23 protein-coding genes are annotated in these 18343 nt (G+C 45.6%); 19 read left to right on the forward strand and 4 right to left on the reverse strand.

Features of this window, described 5'->3' with window-relative positions; genetic code table 11:
* The first annotated feature begins 211 nt into the window (after positions 1-211).
* From HRR27_RS01525 to HRR27_RS01555, 7 genes are all read left to right on the forward strand, one after another.
* Positions 212-853: a BMC domain-containing protein gene (locus HRR27_RS01525; RefSeq protein ID WP_173269844.1), complete on the forward strand. Its 642-nt coding sequence runs from the start codon at positions 212-214 to the stop codon at positions 851-853.
* Positions 854-985: 132 nt separating this feature from the next.
* Positions 986-1942, forward strand: a complete 957-nt coding sequence (locus tag HRR27_RS01530) for a LysR family transcriptional regulator (RefSeq protein WP_173269848.1) — start codon at positions 986-988, stop codon at positions 1940-1942.
* A 12-nt stretch (positions 1943-1954) separates the two neighbouring features.
* Positions 1955-2509 (forward strand): SgcJ/EcaC family oxidoreductase, encoded by a 555-nt coding sequence (locus tag HRR27_RS01535; protein ID WP_173269851.1) that lies wholly within the window; start codon positions 1955-1957, stop codon positions 2507-2509.
* A 206-nt stretch (positions 2510-2715) separates the two neighbouring features.
* Positions 2716-3066, forward strand: coding sequence for a transposase (locus tag HRR27_RS01540; RefSeq protein WP_173269095.1), 351 nt, complete (start codon positions 2716-2718; stop codon positions 3064-3066).
* Positions 3063-3392 (forward strand): IS66 family insertion sequence element accessory protein TnpB, encoded by a 330-nt coding sequence (gene tnpB / locus HRR27_RS01545; RefSeq protein ID WP_173269097.1) that lies wholly within the window; start codon positions 3063-3065, stop codon positions 3390-3392. The genes HRR27_RS01540 and tnpB overlap by 4 nt, the downstream gene beginning before the upstream one ends.
* 17 nt (positions 3393-3409) lie before the next feature.
* A complete protein-coding gene (tnpC, locus tag HRR27_RS01550) occupies positions 3410-4984 on the forward strand; it encodes an IS66 family transposase (RefSeq protein ID WP_173269854.1) in 1575 nt (524 codons plus the stop codon).
* A gap of 19 nt (positions 4985-5003) precedes the next feature.
* A complete protein-coding gene (locus HRR27_RS01555) occupies positions 5004-5210 on the forward strand; it encodes a hypothetical protein (RefSeq protein WP_173269857.1) in 207 nt (68 codons plus the stop codon).
* Positions 5211-5672: 462 nt separating this feature from the next.
* On the opposite strand, the gene bioD is transcribed toward HRR27_RS01555, so the two are convergent.
* The 3 genes from bioD to HRR27_RS01570 all read right to left on the reverse strand — a co-directional run bounded on the left by bioD (position 5673) and on the right by HRR27_RS01570 (position 7908).
* Positions 5673-6320: a dethiobiotin synthase gene (gene bioD / locus HRR27_RS01560; protein ID WP_173269861.1), complete on the reverse strand. Its 648-nt coding sequence runs from the start codon at positions 6318-6320 to the stop codon at positions 5673-5675.
* A 201-nt stretch (positions 6321-6521) separates the two neighbouring features.
* On the reverse strand, positions 6522-7412 hold the full coding sequence (locus HRR27_RS01565; RefSeq protein WP_173269864.1) for a phosphoribosylaminoimidazolesuccinocarboxamide synthase: 891 nt from the start codon (positions 7410-7412) through the stop codon (positions 6522-6524).
* Between the two features lie 73 nt (positions 7413-7485).
* The gene (locus HRR27_RS01570) at positions 7486-7908 is read right to left on the reverse strand and encodes a phosphate-starvation-inducible protein PsiE (RefSeq protein WP_243830861.1); all 423 of its coding nucleotides are present in this window, start codon (positions 7906-7908) and stop codon (positions 7486-7488) included.
* A gap of 221 nt (positions 7909-8129) precedes the next feature.
* Here HRR27_RS01570 and rpe point away from each other — a divergent pair, with 221 nt between their 5' ends.
* The 12 genes from rpe (at position 8130) to trpC (ending at position 17272) form a co-directional block, all read left to right on the forward strand.
* Positions 8130-8834: a ribulose-phosphate 3-epimerase gene (gene rpe, locus HRR27_RS01575; protein WP_173269867.1), complete on the forward strand. Its 705-nt coding sequence runs from the start codon at positions 8130-8132 to the stop codon at positions 8832-8834.
* Positions 8835-8954: 120 nt separating this feature from the next.
* Positions 8955-9635, forward strand: coding sequence for a phosphoglycolate phosphatase (locus HRR27_RS01580; protein ID WP_173269870.1), 681 nt, complete (start codon positions 8955-8957; stop codon positions 9633-9635).
* Between the two features lie 174 nt (positions 9636-9809).
* The gene (trpE, locus tag HRR27_RS01585) at positions 9810-11312 is read left to right on the forward strand and encodes an anthranilate synthase component I (protein WP_173269873.1); all 1503 of its coding nucleotides are present in this window, start codon (positions 9810-9812) and stop codon (positions 11310-11312) included.
* A 12-nt stretch (positions 11313-11324) separates the two neighbouring features.
* Positions 11325-11912: an aminodeoxychorismate/anthranilate synthase component II gene (locus HRR27_RS01590; RefSeq protein ID WP_173269877.1), complete on the forward strand. Its 588-nt coding sequence runs from the start codon at positions 11325-11327 to the stop codon at positions 11910-11912.
* Between the two features lie 10 nt (positions 11913-11922).
* On the forward strand, positions 11923-12954 hold the full coding sequence (gene trpD, locus HRR27_RS01595; protein WP_173269880.1) for an anthranilate phosphoribosyltransferase: 1032 nt from the start codon (positions 11923-11925) through the stop codon (positions 12952-12954).
* Positions 12955-13017: 63 nt separating this feature from the next.
* Entirely contained in the window at positions 13018-13392 is a 375-nt protein-coding gene (locus HRR27_RS01600) for a YbaN family protein (RefSeq protein ID WP_173269883.1), read from the forward strand.
* A 135-nt stretch (positions 13393-13527) separates the two neighbouring features.
* Positions 13528-14802, forward strand: coding sequence for a HipA domain-containing protein (locus HRR27_RS01605; protein ID WP_173269886.1), 1275 nt, complete (start codon positions 13528-13530; stop codon positions 14800-14802).
* Positions 14803-14881: 79 nt separating this feature from the next.
* Positions 14882-15172 carry a hypothetical protein gene (locus HRR27_RS01610; protein ID WP_173269889.1) on the forward strand — a complete coding sequence of 97 codons (291 nt, stop codon included), beginning with the start codon at positions 14882-14884 and terminating at the stop codon, positions 15170-15172.
* Positions 15169-15522: a type II toxin-antitoxin system PemK/MazF family toxin gene (locus tag HRR27_RS01615; protein WP_173269892.1), complete on the forward strand. Its 354-nt coding sequence runs from the start codon at positions 15169-15171 to the stop codon at positions 15520-15522. Before HRR27_RS01610 ends, HRR27_RS01615 begins: the two co-directional genes overlap by 4 nt.
* Complete coding sequence (locus tag HRR27_RS01620) at positions 15519-15950, forward strand: DUF2971 domain-containing protein (protein ID WP_173269896.1); 432 nt, start codon at positions 15519-15521, stop codon at positions 15948-15950. Before HRR27_RS01615 ends, HRR27_RS01620 begins: the two co-directional genes overlap by 4 nt.
* 7 nt (positions 15951-15957) lie before the next feature.
* Entirely contained in the window at positions 15958-16362 is a 405-nt protein-coding gene (locus HRR27_RS01625) for a hypothetical protein (RefSeq protein WP_173269900.1), read from the forward strand.
* Between the two features lie 106 nt (positions 16363-16468).
* Positions 16469-17272, forward strand: coding sequence for an indole-3-glycerol phosphate synthase TrpC (gene trpC, locus HRR27_RS01630; RefSeq protein ID WP_173269904.1), 804 nt, complete (start codon positions 16469-16471; stop codon positions 17270-17272).
* 60 nt (positions 17273-17332) lie between these two features.
* On the opposite strand, the gene HRR27_RS01635 is transcribed toward trpC, so the two are convergent.
* Positions 17333-17971 carry a 2OG-Fe(II) oxygenase gene (locus HRR27_RS01635; protein ID WP_173269908.1) on the reverse strand — a complete coding sequence of 213 codons (639 nt, stop codon included), beginning with the start codon at positions 17969-17971 and terminating at the stop codon, positions 17333-17335.
* Positions 17972-18343 lie beyond the last annotated feature (372 nt).

Consider the following 18343-nt stretch of genomic DNA (forward strand, 5'->3'; position numbering starts at 1 on the left):
CTTGCGATAGAATTAGAAAGGATGCCTTGGCATCCTTTTTTGTTATTTTTGAGTGATTATTGGTGTATGGTCTTACGAGTCTATAGAACAATAATCAAATAGTACTTATTGACTCCCTTCTATATAACCAGCGTGAAATATCAATTTCTCTTTGGGTAGTAAAGTCCTTAAGATAGCGAATATTTTTAATTATATTGGAATCTGTCTCGGCATGATTGAGTTACGTACCTGGGTCTTTATTGACTCTTTACAGCCCCAACTTGCGGCTTATATGGGGACGGCCTCAATGGGTTTCCTTCCTGTTCCGGGTGACAGTTGTTTGTGGGTTGAAGTGGCGCCGGGTATGGCGGTTCATCGCCTGTCGGATATCGCCCTCAAAGCCTCTAACGTCCACCTTGGTCAACAGATTGTTGAACGATCTTACGGTTCGATTTTTGTGCATCACCGCGTACAGAGTGATGTATTGGAATCGGGTGATCACATGCTGCGTTATATGAACACAGAACACAGTACACGCCACCCTTGTCGTTTGATGTGGCACGAAGTTATCCGTTCGATTACGCCGGATCATGCAACGTTGATTAACCGTGATAATCGAAAGGGATCGATGATTCTTCCTGGGCAATGTATGTTGATCATGGAAACGGATCCGGCAGGGTATATTATCTATGCGGCGAACGAAGCGGAGAAAGCGGCAAATATCACCTTGATTGAAGCGCGTGCTGTCGGCGCTTATGGGCGTTTGATTATGGCAGGGAAAGAGGCCGATGTACAAGAAGCGGCGCGTGCTGCGTCAGCAGCCTTGACGCGCTTGAACGGTCCGAATGGTCCGGCTTGTACCGATGCGATGTAAGATGAAAGGCGTAAAATCGGCAATCGTTTTGGTGTAAGGCATGAAAATAGAGATTCTCTATTTGCAACTGGCGGGATATTCATTAAAATCTATGGATTGCCCGTATCGGGTGTTACCGATATAAGGAGCGACATGAGTCGACTACCGAATGCCAGTACCAATAGCCATTTTCTACTGCGTCATGCTTCATTACGCCAAATACAGATTTTTGACGCGGTATCACGCCATTTGAGTTTTACGCGTGCGGCGCAAGAACTCTTTTTAACCCAGCCCACGGTTTCGGCACAGGTTAAAAGTTTTGCTGAGGCGATTAATATGCCTTTGTATGAGCAGGTCGGACGCAATATCTATCTGACCGAGGTTGGCGAAAAAGTCGCCAGCAGCTGCCGTGATATTATTGACCGACTCTCTAATTTAGAGATGATGCTCGATGACTATAAAGGTTTAAAGCGTGGACGTTTGCGGATTGCGATTGTCACGACAGCAAAATATTTTACGCCGCAAGCACTGGGTGAGTTTTGTAAGAAGCACGAAGACATTGAACTGAGCCTAAAAGTCACTAATCGCGAAAATCTGTTTAAGCGAATAGAACAAAATTTAGATGATTTGTATATCATTGGGCAAGTCCCGAGTAATTCGCAAGATCTTGAAGTTGTGCCTTATATTCCCAATCCGTTGGTGATCATTGCTCATCCGCAACATAGTTTAGTTGGCCAAAAAGTCACTTTAAAGCGTTTGGCGGAAGAGCCGTTTATCATGCGTGAAGAAGGTTCTGGTATCCGTTCTGCGGTGGAGTCTTTATTTGCTGCGCAGGGGTTGAAGATTGATGAGCGCCTGACCATGGAAACATACGAGTCAATCAAGTATTGTGTTATGGCTGATTTGGGCGTTGCTTGTGTTTCCAGTCACGCACTCTCGCGTGATGAGCATCTTTATGGTTCAATTGCGATGCTGGATGTTGAAGGTTTTCCATTGCAGAAGCAGTGGAATATCGTTTATCCGAAAGGCAAAGAACTTTCAGTTTTAGCCAATGAGTTTTTAGAGTTCTTGCAAAAACATGGCAAGGACTATGTTCAAACAATTAAATAAGAATGGAATGCTATGAGTAATCGTCGATCAATCAGTGGAACAGTAGGCATTGAATGGGATATTAATCCTCGCGTTAGTGTAGGTAGTAACCAAGGTAATCGTGGTTTGCAAGAGTCTCCAGTGACCACGCGAGATATGTATAAGCCGATTGATACGCCAACCGCAAACGAATCTTGCGTTTGTGCACCCTCTTCAGAGCGTGTAGCGCAAGAGTTGTTTGATCGTTGGAATATGGCATTGCAAACACATGACCAAAAAGCTGTCGCTAGCCTATATTGGGAAGATGCAATTTTACTGCCAACGGTTTCTAATGTGCCACGTGTTAACCATGCAGAAATCGAAGATTATTTTCACCATTTCTTAGAGTCTAAGCCTTACGGTACGATTATTTCCCGTAATCTAAAACAAGGCTGTAATAAGTTAACGGATGCAGGTGTGTATGAGTTTAAAGTCATTAAAGACGGTAAGCCTCAAGTGGTTCCTGCGCGTTACACTTTCGTCTACGAGTTCCGTAATGGCGAGTGGAAGATCAGCCATCACCACTCATCAATGATGCCTGAAAAATAATTTGATTGGCATTCTTTAAAACCCGCTTCGGCGGGTTTTTTATTGGCGGATGTTTTTCCGTTTAAGCGGTTTGAGAGGGTGTAAAGATGTGTCTATTTATTATATTGTTAATGGCGATTGTGTGTAACCGTCCGGTAAACACCTCTTACCAACCACACTTATCTGTGAATAATTAGGTGCCCACGTATTTTAAATGGGCACTTATTATGACAGACACACTATCAACGCTTCCCACAGTCAAAAAGATTCGCCGTCGCTACTCACGGGAATTCAAACAGCAGGTTTTGACCGCTTGCGAGGACCCTAACACCTCGATTGCACAAGTGGCTCGAGACTACGGCATCAATGCCAATCAAATACAGAACTGGAAGCGTCAGCTTAAAAAACGCCATGCTTCCCAAGCGGCATTTATTCCGCTGGTCTTGAACGATCTGCCGCCGTCATCGCCTCAAACGCTCTTGGTCGAACTGCCTGCACCTCAAGGCAAGATTGCTGTGCACTGGCCTGTCACAGAATTGGCCAAATTAAGCGCCTTTGTCAAGTCGGTGCAGTCATGATTCGCATTGATCATTATTGGCTGGCGACTGAACCCATGGATATGCGTGCAGGACCCGATACCGCATTAGCTCGTGTCATTGCCGTGTTTGGTGAGGCCAAGCCCCATCATGCGTATCTGTTTGCCAATAAGCGTGGCAATCGAATGAAGATACTGATCCACGATGGCTTAGGCATCTGGCTGTGTGCTCGACGTTTGAATCAAGGTAAATTCCATTGGGCTGAGCTGTGGCGCGGCGATTCCGTGACACTCTCACCTGAACAATGTCTGGCTCTGGTGCAAGGCTTGCCTTGGCAACGGCTCGAGACTTCCTTATCACTGAGTTAGTCTTTATAATCCGCGGCATGAAAACAATGCCAAACCTCCATCAACTCTCTGCCGACCAGTTACGAACACTGGCGGCGCAGTTATTCATTCAGGTCGAGACTCAAGAAGCTCGTCTTCAAGAAAAAGACCAACGCATTGCGGCCAATGCCAAAGAGATTCAGCACAAGACCCTAAAAATCGATCAACTCACCTATGAGTTAGCCTATCTCAGACGTTTAAAATTCTCACACAAAAGTGAACAGATCAGCGCCTTACAGATGACACTGTTGGATGAAGTGACCGATGCCGACATTGCGGCGATTGAATCGGAACTGGATGCGCTTAGAGACAAAACCGACACAGCGCAACCAAAGAAAAAACCTAAGCGTCAGCCGCTACCCGAAAACCTACCTCGTCTTGACATCCGTCATGATCCCGAATCCACCACCTGTTCATGTGGCTGTCAATTACGCCATATTGGTGAAGACGTCAGTGAGAAGCTGGATTATCTGCCCGGGACGTTTCAAGTGGAACGTCATATTCGCTCCAAATGGGCGTGCGATGCCTGTGAAACTCTGATTCAAAAACCGATGCCCCCACAAATCATTGACAAAGGTCTGCCAACCTCTGGGTTACTCGCACATCTGCTCATCGCCAAATACGCTGATCACTTACCGCTGTATCGTCAAGCTCAGATCTTTGAACGGGCCGGTGTTAAATTACCCAGTTCCACTTTAGCCGAATGGGTCGGCGTCTGTGGTGTTCAACTTGAACCGGTGGCTCAAGCACTCAAAGACTTTTTGCTGACGCAACCGGTCTTGCACGCCGATGAAACCCCAGTGCCCATGCTCAAGCCGGGGAATAAGAAAACCCATAAAGCCTATCTGTGGGCCTACACCAATCCAGCCAATGCACAACATAAGGCGGTGTATTACCACTTTAGTGAAGGACGAAACGGCAAGTTTGCACGAGAGGTGCTACAGGATTGGAAAGGATTGTTGGTGTGTGATGACTATCCTGGGTACAAAGCCAGTTTTAAACAAGGCGTGACCGAAGTCGGTTGCATGGCGCATGCCCGTCGTAAGTTCGTGGAACTGCATGAAAGCGGCAAAAGCACGATTGCCATTCAAGCCATTGAACTAATGGGGCAACTTTACGCGATTGAAAAAGAGATTCAACCCTTAGCCCCAGAGGAACGACAGACCATTCGGCAGCAAAAATCCAAACCGATTATGGACTTGCTGCTCAAATGGCTGCAGGTCCATCGAGAAAAAGTGCCCAAAGGTGGGGCAACGGAAAAAGTGATTCACTATAGCCTGAAACGTTGGGATGCCTTAAGCCGATACCTCGGAGATGGCCGCCTGCCCATCGATAATAACTGGGTGGAAAATCAAATCCGACCTTGGGCGTTAGGTCGCAAGAATTGGCTGTTTGCCGGCAGTCTGCGCAGTGGTCAACGTGCGGCGAATATTATGAGCTTGATTCAATCGGCCAAGAATAACGGCCTGGATCCTTACGCCTATCTCAAAGACGTGCTTGAACGCTTGCCCACCCATAAAGCCAGTCAAATCGACCAACTCCTACCGCACAATTGGCAACCTAGCAACCGGTGATTGCCGGACGCTTACGATTGTGTTTTATGCATTACTGGGCAAGGTGGATAGCTGGGTATTGGCTGAAAAGATTCATGCTGAAAATATAGTGATTGCTGAGGAGTGGCAGGTTATCTGGGAGTTGTGGCCATTATGGACATTGGCATTTCTTGGTGGTGTCTTAGCGGTTCTATTGCTTATGAAACTGGCTTCATTCGGCTCTGCCGGAGCAGATAAAACGGAGTAATTGTTCGGTGGTTGCCCGGTTTTCAGGTTTGGTGTACAAGCGAATCAGTAATATAGCTTGGTCTTTAAACACAGTTTGAATAACTTTTCTGCAGTTCTTTCTCTAACTGCTTGTCATCCCATGCAAAATTGATTTTTTATTAATTTCATACACAGAGTTATGCACAGGTTGTGAAGTTCTGTGAACAAACCCGAAAAGCAACTTTGGCCCCTTTGTTTATCGAGGTTTCAGCGTTTATAACGATTATTTATTGGGATTCTTAACACAAAATTATGATGAAGTGTGGCCACTTATCCACCTTTTAGTAAGGCGCTCATTTTTCTTTTTTTTTATGCGTTTTTTTAGGATTTTTTGGTTCTGATGGACTCATTGCATTAAGTTATTTCATGCCTGTCGGATGACTGTAAGCAAAGAGTGAAAGTTTGACCGATTAGAGTCAGTCTTGCGACTCTGCTTAAATGCTTAGAGTTTGAAGTCTGCTAAAGGAATGATTTCGCTGTCGGTAGTGTGTTCTTGGCGATAGATAGGGCACTCAATCCAGTCTTCGAGACCGCTGCTAAAATCTTGTTTGTCATGCACTTGATTCACTACCGCGCAGTGCAGGGTTAAGCCGCTTTGTTGAATTGCTTGCGCGGTCAATAGTGCATGGTTGATGCAGCCTAAGCGATTAGCGATGACTAGGATAACTGGTAAGCGCAGCTGTACAGCAAGGTCGCGGTTAAAGCCATCATTGGCTAAAGGAGATAACCAGCCACCGGCGCCTTCTACCAATAGGGCTTCTCGGGTTCCCAAGGTCGGGTGGCAGGATTGTGCTAATTGTTCGATGGTCACCCATTTCCCTGCTTGCTGTAGAGCAAGATGTGGAGAAATGGCTGGTTCAAATTGATAAGGGCAAATCTCTTGTAAGTTTTCGTTGCTATTGGCGCCTTGTTGTAAGCGCAGGGCATCGTCACTTAGTAGTGAGCCATCCGCTTGGCGTGTGCAGCCAGAAGCGATGGGTTTACGTACACGCACGGAAAAACCTTGCTGTATTAGGCTACGTGCGATGCGTGCCGCGATAAAGGTTTTGCCGACGTCGGTGTCGGTGCCGGTAATAAAAAATCCAGTCATAAAACGTATTCCGAAAGGCAAATAAGGTGGTAAAGACCGCGATAGTTCAGCAATTTATGGGGTGTAAATCGGTATTTATGCGGTATTGTGTGGGGCTTCTTGTAAGGCTGGAAGATTCGCGTTGCGAAATCGTTAAGCCTTACAGCCACTGAACTTAGCCATTCTCATCAGTTTTTTTTGGAGGAGAAGGTGGACAGGAGATTATGGATTCTCTGTGAGGCGCGCTTGCGCTTCTTGGTATTTCTCTAAAGTACGTTTGACAACATCTTCCGGTAATTCCGGAGCGGTCGCACTTTTTTTATTCCAATCCAGAGATTCCAAATAGTCACGAATATATTGTTTATCGAAACTTGGTGGATTTGACCCTTCAGCATAACTTGATGCCGGCCAGAAGCGTGAACTATCTGGTGTTAGGGCTTCATCAATCAGATAAATTTCGCCGTTTTCATCTTCGCCAAATTCAAATTTGGTATCGGCGATGATAATGCCGCGTTCTTTGGCAAATTCAGCCGCAAATTGATAAAGAGCCAAAGCGATGGCTTTTACTTTTTGCGATTTTTCTTCGCCCATTATTTCACAAAGGCGTTCAAAGCTGATGTTTTCATCATGGTCACCGACTTCTGCCTTGGTTGAAGGGGTGAAGAGTGGCTCAGGAAGTTGCTGCGCTTGCACTAAACCTTTTGGCAGTTTAATTCCACAGACGCTCTGCTTCTTTTTGTACTCTTTCCAGCCTGAACCGACTAAATAACCGCGCACAATCGCTTCAACCGGTAAAGGTTTGAGCTTTTTAACAATCATGCCGCGCCCGTCTAATTGGGCCAATTCGTCGCTGGTCAGATAATCTGCCAAAGCCAAATCATTGGTGAGTTGGTTGGGAACAATTGCGGTGGTTTTATTCATCCAAAATTGTGCGGTCTCGGTCAAAATGCGACCTTTTCCTGGGATAGGGGTTGGTAGCACGGCATCAAAAGCCGAAATTCGATCGGTGGTGACGATAAGCATATGCTTGTCATCAATGTCATAAATATCGCGAACTTTACCCTTGCCAATAAGAGGTAGGCTGGTCAGGTTTGATTCATAAAGAGGCTGCATAGAGGCTTCCTGATGAGTTGAGTCTAAAATCTTTTCTGCCTAGGTAATCATCACCAAGGCAGACGTGTCTGGATTAATCTTTGGAGTAGTGGGCGCTGGAGTAACGCAAAACCAGTATCGATAGCGTTATCAACGTAATGGTTCCAGCGATGGCAATCATCTGCCATTCATTGAGGCTTTTCATGTCCAAAATCATATAGCGCGCCAAAGCCACGATGGCGATGTACAGAGGCATACGGATGGGCAGTTTACCAGAGTCGAGGTAAATCGCCACCATTGCCAACACCTCTAAATAGAGGAATAACAATAGTAAATCCGCCAAAGTGACGACTTTCGCCTGTATCATTTTGCTCACTTCTTCGATTCCAGCGATGACGGTGGCAATCGCAATCACAACGAGACCAATGAACACCACACCGCGAATCGCACGTTTTAACAGGCGTTCTGGACGGTTTAGAGTACGTTGCATTGGCGTGTTGATTTGCTTCTCTTCCATGACTTGCTATCCTTATGAATCTTTGTGCTTAAGTTTTTGCTTATTCACTGGATTCTACGCATGAAAAATGACACTAAGATGGCAGTGCCGAAAATTTTACACAGGTTTGTTACAGGGCGATTACCGAAGATTGTCGCCGCCATTTTTTTGCCCATTTTATAAGGATGCTGTTAAAATGCACGCATTATTTTTTCGACAATTTTTACAAAGGGTTTAACCTCATGGCTAAAAAAGAAAATTGGATTGCACCGTCGATTCTATCGGCAGATTTTGCAACACTGGGTAAAGACGTAAAAGATGTGATTGCAGCCGGTGCTGACGTGGTTCACTTTGATGTAATGGATAATCACTATGTACCAAACTTGACCATCGGGCCATTGGTTTGTGAATCGTTGAAAAAATTCATGGATCGTGAAGGGGTTAAAGCGCCGATTGACGTACATTTGATGGTTAAGCCAGTTGATCGCGTTATTCCTGACTTTATTAATGCCGGTGCGGATTACGTGACTTTCCACCCAGAAGCGTCTGAGCACATCGACCGTTCTTTAGCAGTTATTAAAGACATGGGCGCAAAAGCGGGTTTGGTTTTTAACCCGCATACGCCATTGCACTACCTAGAGCACGTTATGGATAAAATCGACATGATTCTTATCATGTCGGTTAACCCAGGTTTTGGTGGTCAATCTTTTATTCCGCAAGCCTTGGAAAAACTCAAAGCGGCTCGCCAATTGATTGATGCTTCAGGCCGTGATATTCGTCTTGAAATAGACGGCGGTGTTAAAGTTGAAAACATTCGTGAAGTTGCCGCTGCCGGTTGTGATACGTTTGTTTCTGGTTCCGGTATTTTTGGTAAAGCCAACGCCAATGATGCAAATCGTTACGACACCATTATCAAACAAATGCGTGACGAGCTAGCGAAAGCGTAATCTGTCTCAACGTATTTTAAGTGGTTTAGTTGGAACGCTGGTGGAGTCTTCGGGACTTACCAGCGTTTTGGTATTTATAAGGGGCTGGCGACAAGCTGCCACCATAGAGCGAATAATTCGATGACAACAAAATTAAAACCGAGCTTTGTATTGATCGATTTGGATGGAACCTTGATTGATTCTGTGCCAGATTTGGCGTACTGCGTGGACGAAACGATGAAGCAACTTGGCTTGCCGGTACGCGGCGAAGCGGCTGTGCGAAACTGGGTTGGTAACGGCGTGCAGCGTTTGACCGAGCGTGCTTTGATTAATGCAGTGGATGGTATGCCGGAGCAAGCATTGATGGACAAAGCCTATCCGATTTTCTTGGCGCTTTACCAAGAGAATACATCCAAGCGCAGTTGCGTTTACGATGGTGTGGTTGAAGGTATCGAATGGATGAAGGCGCAGGGCTATCGCGTTGCGTGCGTCACCAATAAAGCCGAAGCTTTCACGTTACCATTGTTAAAAGACAAAGGACTGTTAGAGTATTTTGAAGTGGTGGTGTCCGGTGATACCTGTGCCGAGAAAAAGCCGCATCCAATGCCGTTGCTACACGCCGCGGATTTACTTGGTGTGTCTGCGGAAAACGCGTTGATGATTGGTGATTCCAAGTCCGATGTTAAAGCTGCGCGTGCCGCTGGCTTCCATATTTTCTGTATGACATATGGTTATAACCATGGTGAAGATATTCGCGATTACCATCCGGATGTTATTATGGATTCATTTGCCGAACTGCCTAACTATTTAGAGGCAAAATAAAGGACTTGATTATGCCCAATGGACTGCTTTTTTTATGGCGACTTTTACAACAGCTTACCAAGCCCTTTTGGTGCTCGATTTTGGGCATTTGGCGATGGTGGCAGTTTCAACTCTGGCAATGGCGTCAGCGTTAATCGCACCTTAAATTAAGAATGTTTATTTAGGCAAAGAGTTATGACAGCAACAGAATTTCACCAATATCAACAGCAAGGCTTCAATCGTGCGCCGGTGATGCGTACCGTGTTGGCCGATTACGACACGCCACTCAGCGTTTACCATAAGTTGGCTCAAGGCGCTTATTCTTATCTATTTGAATCTGTTCACGGTGGCGAGAAATGGGGCCGTTACTCGATTATTGGCCTGCCTTGCGCGCGCCGTATCGAGGTACGCGGTCAGCAAATTTTTGAATACTCGAATGGCGAGCTGATTCAGCAACAGACTAGCAAAGATCCCCTGGCGTGGATTGAAGCGTTTCAGAACCAGTTTAAGGTGTTTGAAACATCCGGAATGCCAGCGTTTAGCGGTGGTTTGGTTGGCTATTTTGGTTATGACACGATTCGTTATGTTGAGCCGCGTTTGGCACTGAGTACGCCGGAAAGGGATGATATCGGTGCACCGGATATTCAGTTATTGGTGTCTGAAGAATTGGTGGTGTTTGACAACTTAAGTGGTCAAGTGCATGTGATTGTGCACGCCGATTTAACGGCACAAAACGGTCTGCAGAACGCGCAAGCGCGTGTTGATGAACTGGTGCAAAAACTGAATCAACCAATGCCGATGCCAAAAGACGTTGCCAGTCATCAGCCGATTTTTGAAGCTGATTTTCAATCCAGTTTTGGAGAACAGGCTTTTAAAGATGCGGTCAGTAAGATTCAGCAATATGTCTTAGCAGGTGATGCCATGCAAGTGGTCATTTCGCAACAGATGTCGGTTGAGTTTCACGAAAGCCCGATGGATTTATACCGTGCTTTACGTCACTTGAATCCATCGCCCTATATGTTCTATTTGGATTTAGCGGATACGCATATTGTTGGATCTTCTCCAGAGATTCTGGTGCGCCTGCAGGACGATACGGTCACAGTGCGTCCAATTGCTGGCACACGCCGTCGTGGTCTTACTGAAGAACAAGATTTGGCTTTAGAGCAAGATTTACTGAATGACCCGAAAGAGTTGGCGGAACATTTGATGCTGATTGATTTAGGGCGTAATGATGTCGGGCGCATTGCTCAAATCGGTCAGGTTGAGTTGACCGAGAAAATGCTGGTTGAGCGCTATTCGCATGTGATGCACATTGTGTCTAATGTGGATGGCAAGATAAAAGACGGCATGAGTGCCATGGATGTGTTGCGCGCCACCTTCCCAGCCGGCACTTTATCTGGTGCACCGAAAATTCGGGCAATGGAAATCATTGACGAATTAGAGCCGGTAAAACGCGGTATCTATGGCGGCGCGGTTGGCTACCTTGGTTGGAACGGCAATATGGACACTGCCATCGCGATTCGTACAGCGGTGATTCAAGAGAATAAATTATTTGTGCAAGCCGGTGCCGGAGTCGTGGCCGATTCGGTGCCCCAGTCGGAATGGGATGAAACCATGAACAAAGCGCGTGCTATTTTTCGTGCCGCACAGTTTGTCACCGAAGGTTTGCAAGTCGATGCCGCCAAAAGCAGCAAGTAAGAGAGTACAACAATGTTATTAATGATTGATAATTATGATTCTTTCACCTACAACCTAGTCCAGTATTTTGGCGAGCTGGGGCAAGATGTGGCTGTTTATCGCAACGACCAGATTGATTTGGAAACCATTAAAACCCTGAGTCCCGATTATTTGGTGATTTCGCCGGGCCCATGTACCCCGACGGAAGCAGGAATTTCGGTTGCCGCGATTAACCATTTTGCGGGCAAAATTCCAATTATGGGAGTTTGCTTGGGGCATCAGTCGATTGGTCAAGCCTTTGGCGGTAAGATTGTGCGTGCCAAGCAGGTGATGCATGGTAAAACCTCGCCGGTATTCCATCAAAATATCGGGATGTTTGCCGATTTGCCGAACCCAGTCGAAGTGACTCGTTACCATTCTTTGGTGATTGAGCAAGCCAGCATGCCGGACTGTTTGGAAATCACCGCATGGACACAGGACGCCGACGGCAATTTGGATGAGATTATGGGCGTGCGCCATAAAGAGTTTGCGATTGAAGGGGTGCAATTCCATCCAGAATCCATTCTGACCGAACAAGGCCATCAGATGTTGCGCAATTTTTTAGCGCAACACGCTAAGTAAGGAGCTTGCTATGGAACTGAAACTGGCTTTAGAGAAATTGCTGAACCAGCAAGATTTGACGCATCCTGAAATGAAATGGGTCATGCAGCAGATGATGACCGGTGCGGCGACTGACGCGCAAATCGGTGCGATTTTAGCGGCCTTGCGTGCGAAAGGCGAAACCATTGATGAAATCACCGCTGCCGTCGAAGTGATGCGGAGTTTGGCAGCTGCTGTGGATGTTAAAGATAAAACCCATCTAGTGGATACTTGTGGTACCGGCGGCGACGGCGCTAATACATTTAATATTTCTACGGCTTCTGCATTCGTGGTTTCCGCTGCAGGTGCAACGGTAGCTAAACACGGTAACCGTTCGATTTCCAGTAAATCCGGCAGCGCCGATGTTTTAGAAGCGGCCGGGGTTGATTTAAGCATTACGCCAGAACAAGTCGCCGAGTGCGTGAATCAACTGAACATCGGTTTTATGTTTGCGCCGGCGCATCATAGTGCGATGAAACACGTGATTCGTGCGCGTAAAGAGATGGGCGTGCGTACTATTTTTAATATGCTTGGGCCGCTGACCAATCCGGCCGGCGCGCCTGCTCAGGTTATCGGTGTGTTCAATAAAGCCTTGGCTCCGGTGTTCGCCGAAGTCCTGAAGAATCTTGGCTCGCAGCACGTGATGATTGTCGCTGCCGAAGACGGTTTGGATGAGATTTCCGTTGCCAGCAAAACCTTTGTGGCCGAGCTAAAAGACGGGCAGGTCACTCAGTGGCAAATTGATCCGTCTGAGTATGACATGGACCATGCGGATTTATCCGATTTATCTGTCGAATCCGCACAAGAGAGTTTGAACATCATTCGCGCGGCATTTGCGAATGCGGATGGGGCTGCGCGAGATATTATCTGTTTGAATGCAGGGGCATCCATTTACGTTGCTGGGATTACTGATAGCTATGCTGCCGGGGTCGAGCTGGCGCGTACCGTGATTGCTAAGGGGGCTGCAATGGCTAAACTGGATGCTTTTATTGATAAAACTCAGTCTTTTACGCACCAATCGTAAGTTGGTAGAACCTGATTCTCATGCTCCGGTGTGAGAGCCCCTTCCATTTACTTGATTTTTCAAATGAAAAAACAGTTGTGTTTTATTGCGGGTAGCTTGGCTTTTAGCTTGGGGTTTATCGGCATCTTCTTGCCGCTTCTGCCGACTACGCCATTTATGATACTGGCTGCCGGTTGCTTTGCCAAAAGCTCGCCGCGTTTTCATCAAGCTCTGTTGAATAACCGTTTTATCGGTGCCGATCTACGACGCTGGGAAAGCGAGCGAACCATGCTGCGCGTCACCAAAATTCGCGCCACTTGGATCATTGTCGTGATGTTCTCAATCTCCATCGCTATCCTCTACGAGCGTCACTGGCTGCAACTGATGCTTATCGTTATCGCCGCAATTCTGCTGTTCTTTCTCTGGCGCGTGCCGGAACAAAAAACCAAAGCTAATTGATTCAATTTTTTTGTTATTTGATTCATTCATAAAGTAAATTTTAGCTTAAGTCGTTGTTTTAAATAGCTTGTTGATTTCTTTATTTGATTCATTAAACTATTCAACAAATGATTCATTTAAGCGTGGTAGTGACAGATGGCTGACAACAAACAGACGATACTCGATGCGTTACGTTATGAGATGCTGAGCTCGCGTGACATTGCCAAGCGCACCGACATCAGTCAGCCTACGGTAAGCCGAGTGTTAAAAACCTTGCCGGTACTCAAACTGGGCGGAGGTCGATCCACCGTTTTTGCTCTGTTAGCTAAAACGGATGGTTTGCCGCTCTATCAAGTTGATTCAAAAGGTCAGATGCTACTGTTAGGTACGCTTTATGAGCGCCCAGATGAGGCAACGGTTTTGGTTGGTAACGATGGCTACCAAGCTTATGAAAACCTGCCTTTTTATTTTTACGACACTCTACCTTCCGGTTTTTTGGGCGCTATCACCCTTAAAAAAATCGTTCAAACTGACACTGTATTAACTTCCAGAAGCGAGAATTGGAGTTATGCGCAGATTGTGCATTATCTGACGCATTACGGTTTTGACCTTGCTGGTAATCAGGTTCTTGGTAATTCCATGGCGGAACAAGCCTCGGCTGCTCAGTTCGAGGCGGTCAGCCGTGATGGTTATTCTCAAATCACGGCGCAGATTAAAGCTGCGCCGCAAATCTATGGCTCCTCGGTTGCAGGAGAGCAGCCGAAGTTCACCGCTTACAACGGCAATCAGCATTTGATTGTGAAATATTCGCCTTTGTTAAGTGAAAACAATCCGGTGGCACAACGCCATCGGAATTTAATGATCTGTGAACATCTTGCGCTTGAGAGTTTGCGAAAAGCGGGTATTGCTGCGGCAAAGTCGCATTTGCTAAGCAGCGATCGACTGTATTTAGAAATTGAACGCTTTGATCGAATTGGCGAGCATGGTCGTCGAGGCATGGTTTCGCTACGCGCCTTAGATGCCGAATATGTCGGTAAAAATAGCAACTGGGTGGAAATAGCACAGGAATTATTGAAGCAAAAACGAATTACCCTGCAGAGTTTTGAACAAGTTGAAATCGCCTATGCCTTTGGACTTTTGATTGCCAATACAGATATGCATCTTGGTAATTTTTCCTTTTTTATGGAAGGGCTGAGTATTGGTGAAGCAACGCCTATCTACGATATGTTGCCGATGGCCTATATGCCAAAACAGGGCGAACTGATGAATCCCGAAATGACCATGCCGCGTTTTATTCCCGTGTCCGAGAGTGCACAAGCCAACGCGCAAGCAGTCGCCATTAAATTTTGGCAAACAGTGCTGGATAATCCCGATATTTCAACAGATTTTAAGGGGCTTATTCATTCAATCACACGCTCTCTGTATTGCTAAAAAATTGAAATTCTGACTAATCTAATGTTGTAATACATTTGTGATACACTTTGTATTATAGTGTTTTTAGGAGAGAGTTATGAGTGCTTTGACTTTACGTTTACCCGATAAATTGGATCAGCAGATTCGTGATTTGGCATCTGTTCAGCATATGTCGCTGTCGGATTTTGCGCGTACGGCTTTGGAAGTATATGTTAAACAGACACAGCAAGAGCTGGCTTTACAAGAGATGGTTGCGGCAGCTCAGGCGATGCAAAGCCATCCTGAAATAGCCAAAGGGGTAGCAGAGTTAAATCAGGAATTATCGGTGACTGATGTGGATTTGAATGCACACTCTGTTCAAGAACTGGAAACAGGTTGGTGGAAATGAGTTTGGCGCGTGGCAATATTGTTTTAGCCAGACTCAACCCTAATCAAGGCGCAGAAATCGGCAAAATCCGTCCGGTGATTGTGTTAACCCAAACGGCATTAATTGAAGCTGGGTTGCCGATGATTTTTGTGATTCCTCTTAGCACGCAATATTGGCCGGAACTCAAATCACTACGCGTCGCCATTGCCCCACGAGAGCGTCTGCTCAAAACTTCCTATGCGGTGTTAGAACAAGCCCGTTCCATAGATAAAAGCCGAATTGAAAATAGCGTACTAACATCCCTGACTCAATCGGAGATTAAAGAAATTGAAACGAAATTTTCGATGTTGACTGGGATAAATGCTCCGTGATTCTTTATAAGTACTTATCGTTTAATTCAGGAAAAAAATTAATTGAAAATGGTCGTATTGGTTTTACGACAGCAGAGCACTTTAATGATCCATTTGAATTAAGGGCAGTAAACCTGAATTTTGAAACTAATCCAAAAATGAATAACATTTCCGAGGGGGCATTTCGAAATCGTTGTAATGGAGCGTACGCGATTTTATCTTTAACAAGACAACCTTTGAATGCTTTGATGTGGTCGCATTATGGTGATTCTCATAGAGGAATGGTGGTTGGAATTGATATTGATGAAGCGGGCTTAAATTGTGAAGATATGAATTTAATTCCCGCAAAGTATGGCGAGATCATTTACACAGCAACCAAGCCTACAAAAAAGTTATCTGCTCCAGCTTTTAAAGATAGGCTCAGATATTTCCACTTTTTATCAAAGTAACTTTGAGTTGTTTAAAACGGCCTTTTTGTATAAGTCTTTGGAATGGTCTTACGAGGAAGAAGTAAGGGTTGTCAAAAACATTAAAGTAAATAATCATTTGTCTAAGTATCACGGAGAAGGTTTTTTTGAAAATTCAGCTGGAAACTGGCAGCAGATCCAAGTTTCAGGAAGACCTTTGTATTGCTTGGATATCCCTAAATCGTCAATTAAAGAAATTTACATGGGTTGTAATTCATACAAGAATGTGACAAGAGCAGGAATGAGTGATGAAGAAGTCTTTAGTTTTTACGCGCAATGGATGAAGGATGGAATAGATGTTTTTCATTGCCAGCCAAAATACGGTACATGGCAGCTTGAAGCGGAAGAGTGGAAATCAACTTTCTTAGATAAATGGAGAAATAATAATCCATAGAAATGATATGTTTTATTTTCTATCTCGTTGTTAGAATTTGTAGCCATTCTTCGTGCATCAATTAAAAAATGCTAAACTACGCGCAAATTTAAAAAAGGGTTTTGTGATGCTGAATACGCCGACAATTTTAAAGAAGATTATTTTGCGCAAGCTGGAAGAGATTCAGGAAGGTTGTGACAAGGTTCCTCTGCGTGAAATGAAGCAGAAGGCGTTGATGATGAGCACCACGCCGACTAAAGGTTTTGCTGATGCCTTGCAGGCGAAGTTGGATGCGGGTCAGTCGGCGGTGATTGCGGAGATTAAAAAAGCGTCGCCATCGAAAGGCGTTTTGCGTGAAAACTTCGATCCGGTCGAGATTGCTAAAAGCTATCAAGAACATGGCGCGGCGTGTTTGTCAGTGTTGACCGATAAGGATTTCTTCCAAGGCTCGAACGAGTATCTGCAGCAGGTGCGTGCAGCGGTGGATCTGCCGATTATCCGTAAAGATTTTATCGTCGATGATTACCAAGTTTACGAAGCGCGCGTTATTGGAGCAGATTGCATTTTGTTGATTGCGGCAGCCATTGGCGATGCGCAGATGTTTGAGCTAACGCAAACTGCGTTGCAGTTGGGTATGGATGTGTTGATTGAAGTCCATAACGAAGAAGAGCTCGATCGTGCTTTGCGTTTGCCTCTGCCGATGATCGGCATTAATAACCGTGACCTGCACACTTTTGATGTGACGCTGGAAACCACCCTTAAAATGCTGGATAAGATTCCGGATGATCGTATCGTCATTACCGAAAGCGGGATTTTAGGGCCGGAAGACGTTGCTAAAATGCGCGAACATCACGTCAATACTTTCCTTGTTGGCGAAGCCTTTATGCGTGCCGACAATCCAGGTGAGAAATTGGCGGAACTGTTTAAATAAGCGAGTTTTAGATGCGAGCAAGAAGCCGGAAAAAATTCCGGCTTTTTTTATTGTGTTTAGTCAGCGTGCCGGATTCACAAGATTGGCGGTTGAGCTGTTGCAGCGGAACCAGCCGGCGATACTGGCGCGTGGCAGTTGCGTTGGCAGGACTTCGTGCGGAATTTCTTCGCTTAAGAAAATGGCCAATTTGCCAATGCTGGGAATGATGGTTGCTTCGATGGTTTGTCCATCTTTGGCGTAAATAACCAGTTCGCCGCCGTTTTCGGCTTGCCAATCGGGATTGAGGTAGAGCACGGTGCTGACCATGCGATTGGCTTGTCCTTGAAAACTGTCCAGATGCTTTTTGTAAAAATCACCCGGTTGATAGAGTGCATAATGTGCTTCGTATTCAAACAGCCCCATAAATAAAGCGCGGTTAATTTCCTGTTGCAGTGCAGCCATAATGCAGAAAAATTCGGCTTGCGCGGCACTTTCGCCGTTTAACCAGCGAATTTGATCGCGGCGAATATCGCGGTTTAATTGTTGTTCGTCACCGCGTCCAATGCCGGCTTTTTTCAGTTTACCGTTTTCTTCAGCCAGCATGACTTCATTGAGTAACGCAAGGCAGAGGCTGGATGAGATTGCTTGTGGCCATTCGTACCAACCTTTTTCCACCAAATTGTCTAATAGGTGTTCTAACGCATCCGGGTTTAAGGTCATTCCAACAGCTCTCGCAATAGGCCGTTTGTGCACGGCAAAAAAGTTGGCGAATTATCCGCCCGAAAGAATCGCTTGGCAATGAAAATTTTTGGATTGTCTTAAAAAGCGTTAAAGCGCATTATTGTTAGTAATCTCAATGACATAGCCCAAAGAATCACCCGCAGAGAAGGGTGATATTTTTTCTTGCTTTTTGTAAAAAAAAACGAATAATACGTTTCTTCCTTTTTCACACAGAAACCTTCGTGTTTGACTCCACCCGATAGTGCGGATTTTTAGCATGCGAGTTGAAGGCAACAGACAGAAAAATGGTTAACACCTCACGTAAAATGCTTGCGTAAATTAAGCGCGCGGCGCCGTGGCTGGGGTTCAGGC

Origin of the sequence: Thiosulfatimonas sediminis, from assembly GCF_011398355.1 — a bacterium.
In the GTDB taxonomy this organism is placed as follows: Bacteria; Pseudomonadota; Gammaproteobacteria; order Thiomicrospirales; family Thiomicrospiraceae; genus Thiomicrorhabdus; species Thiomicrorhabdus sediminis_A.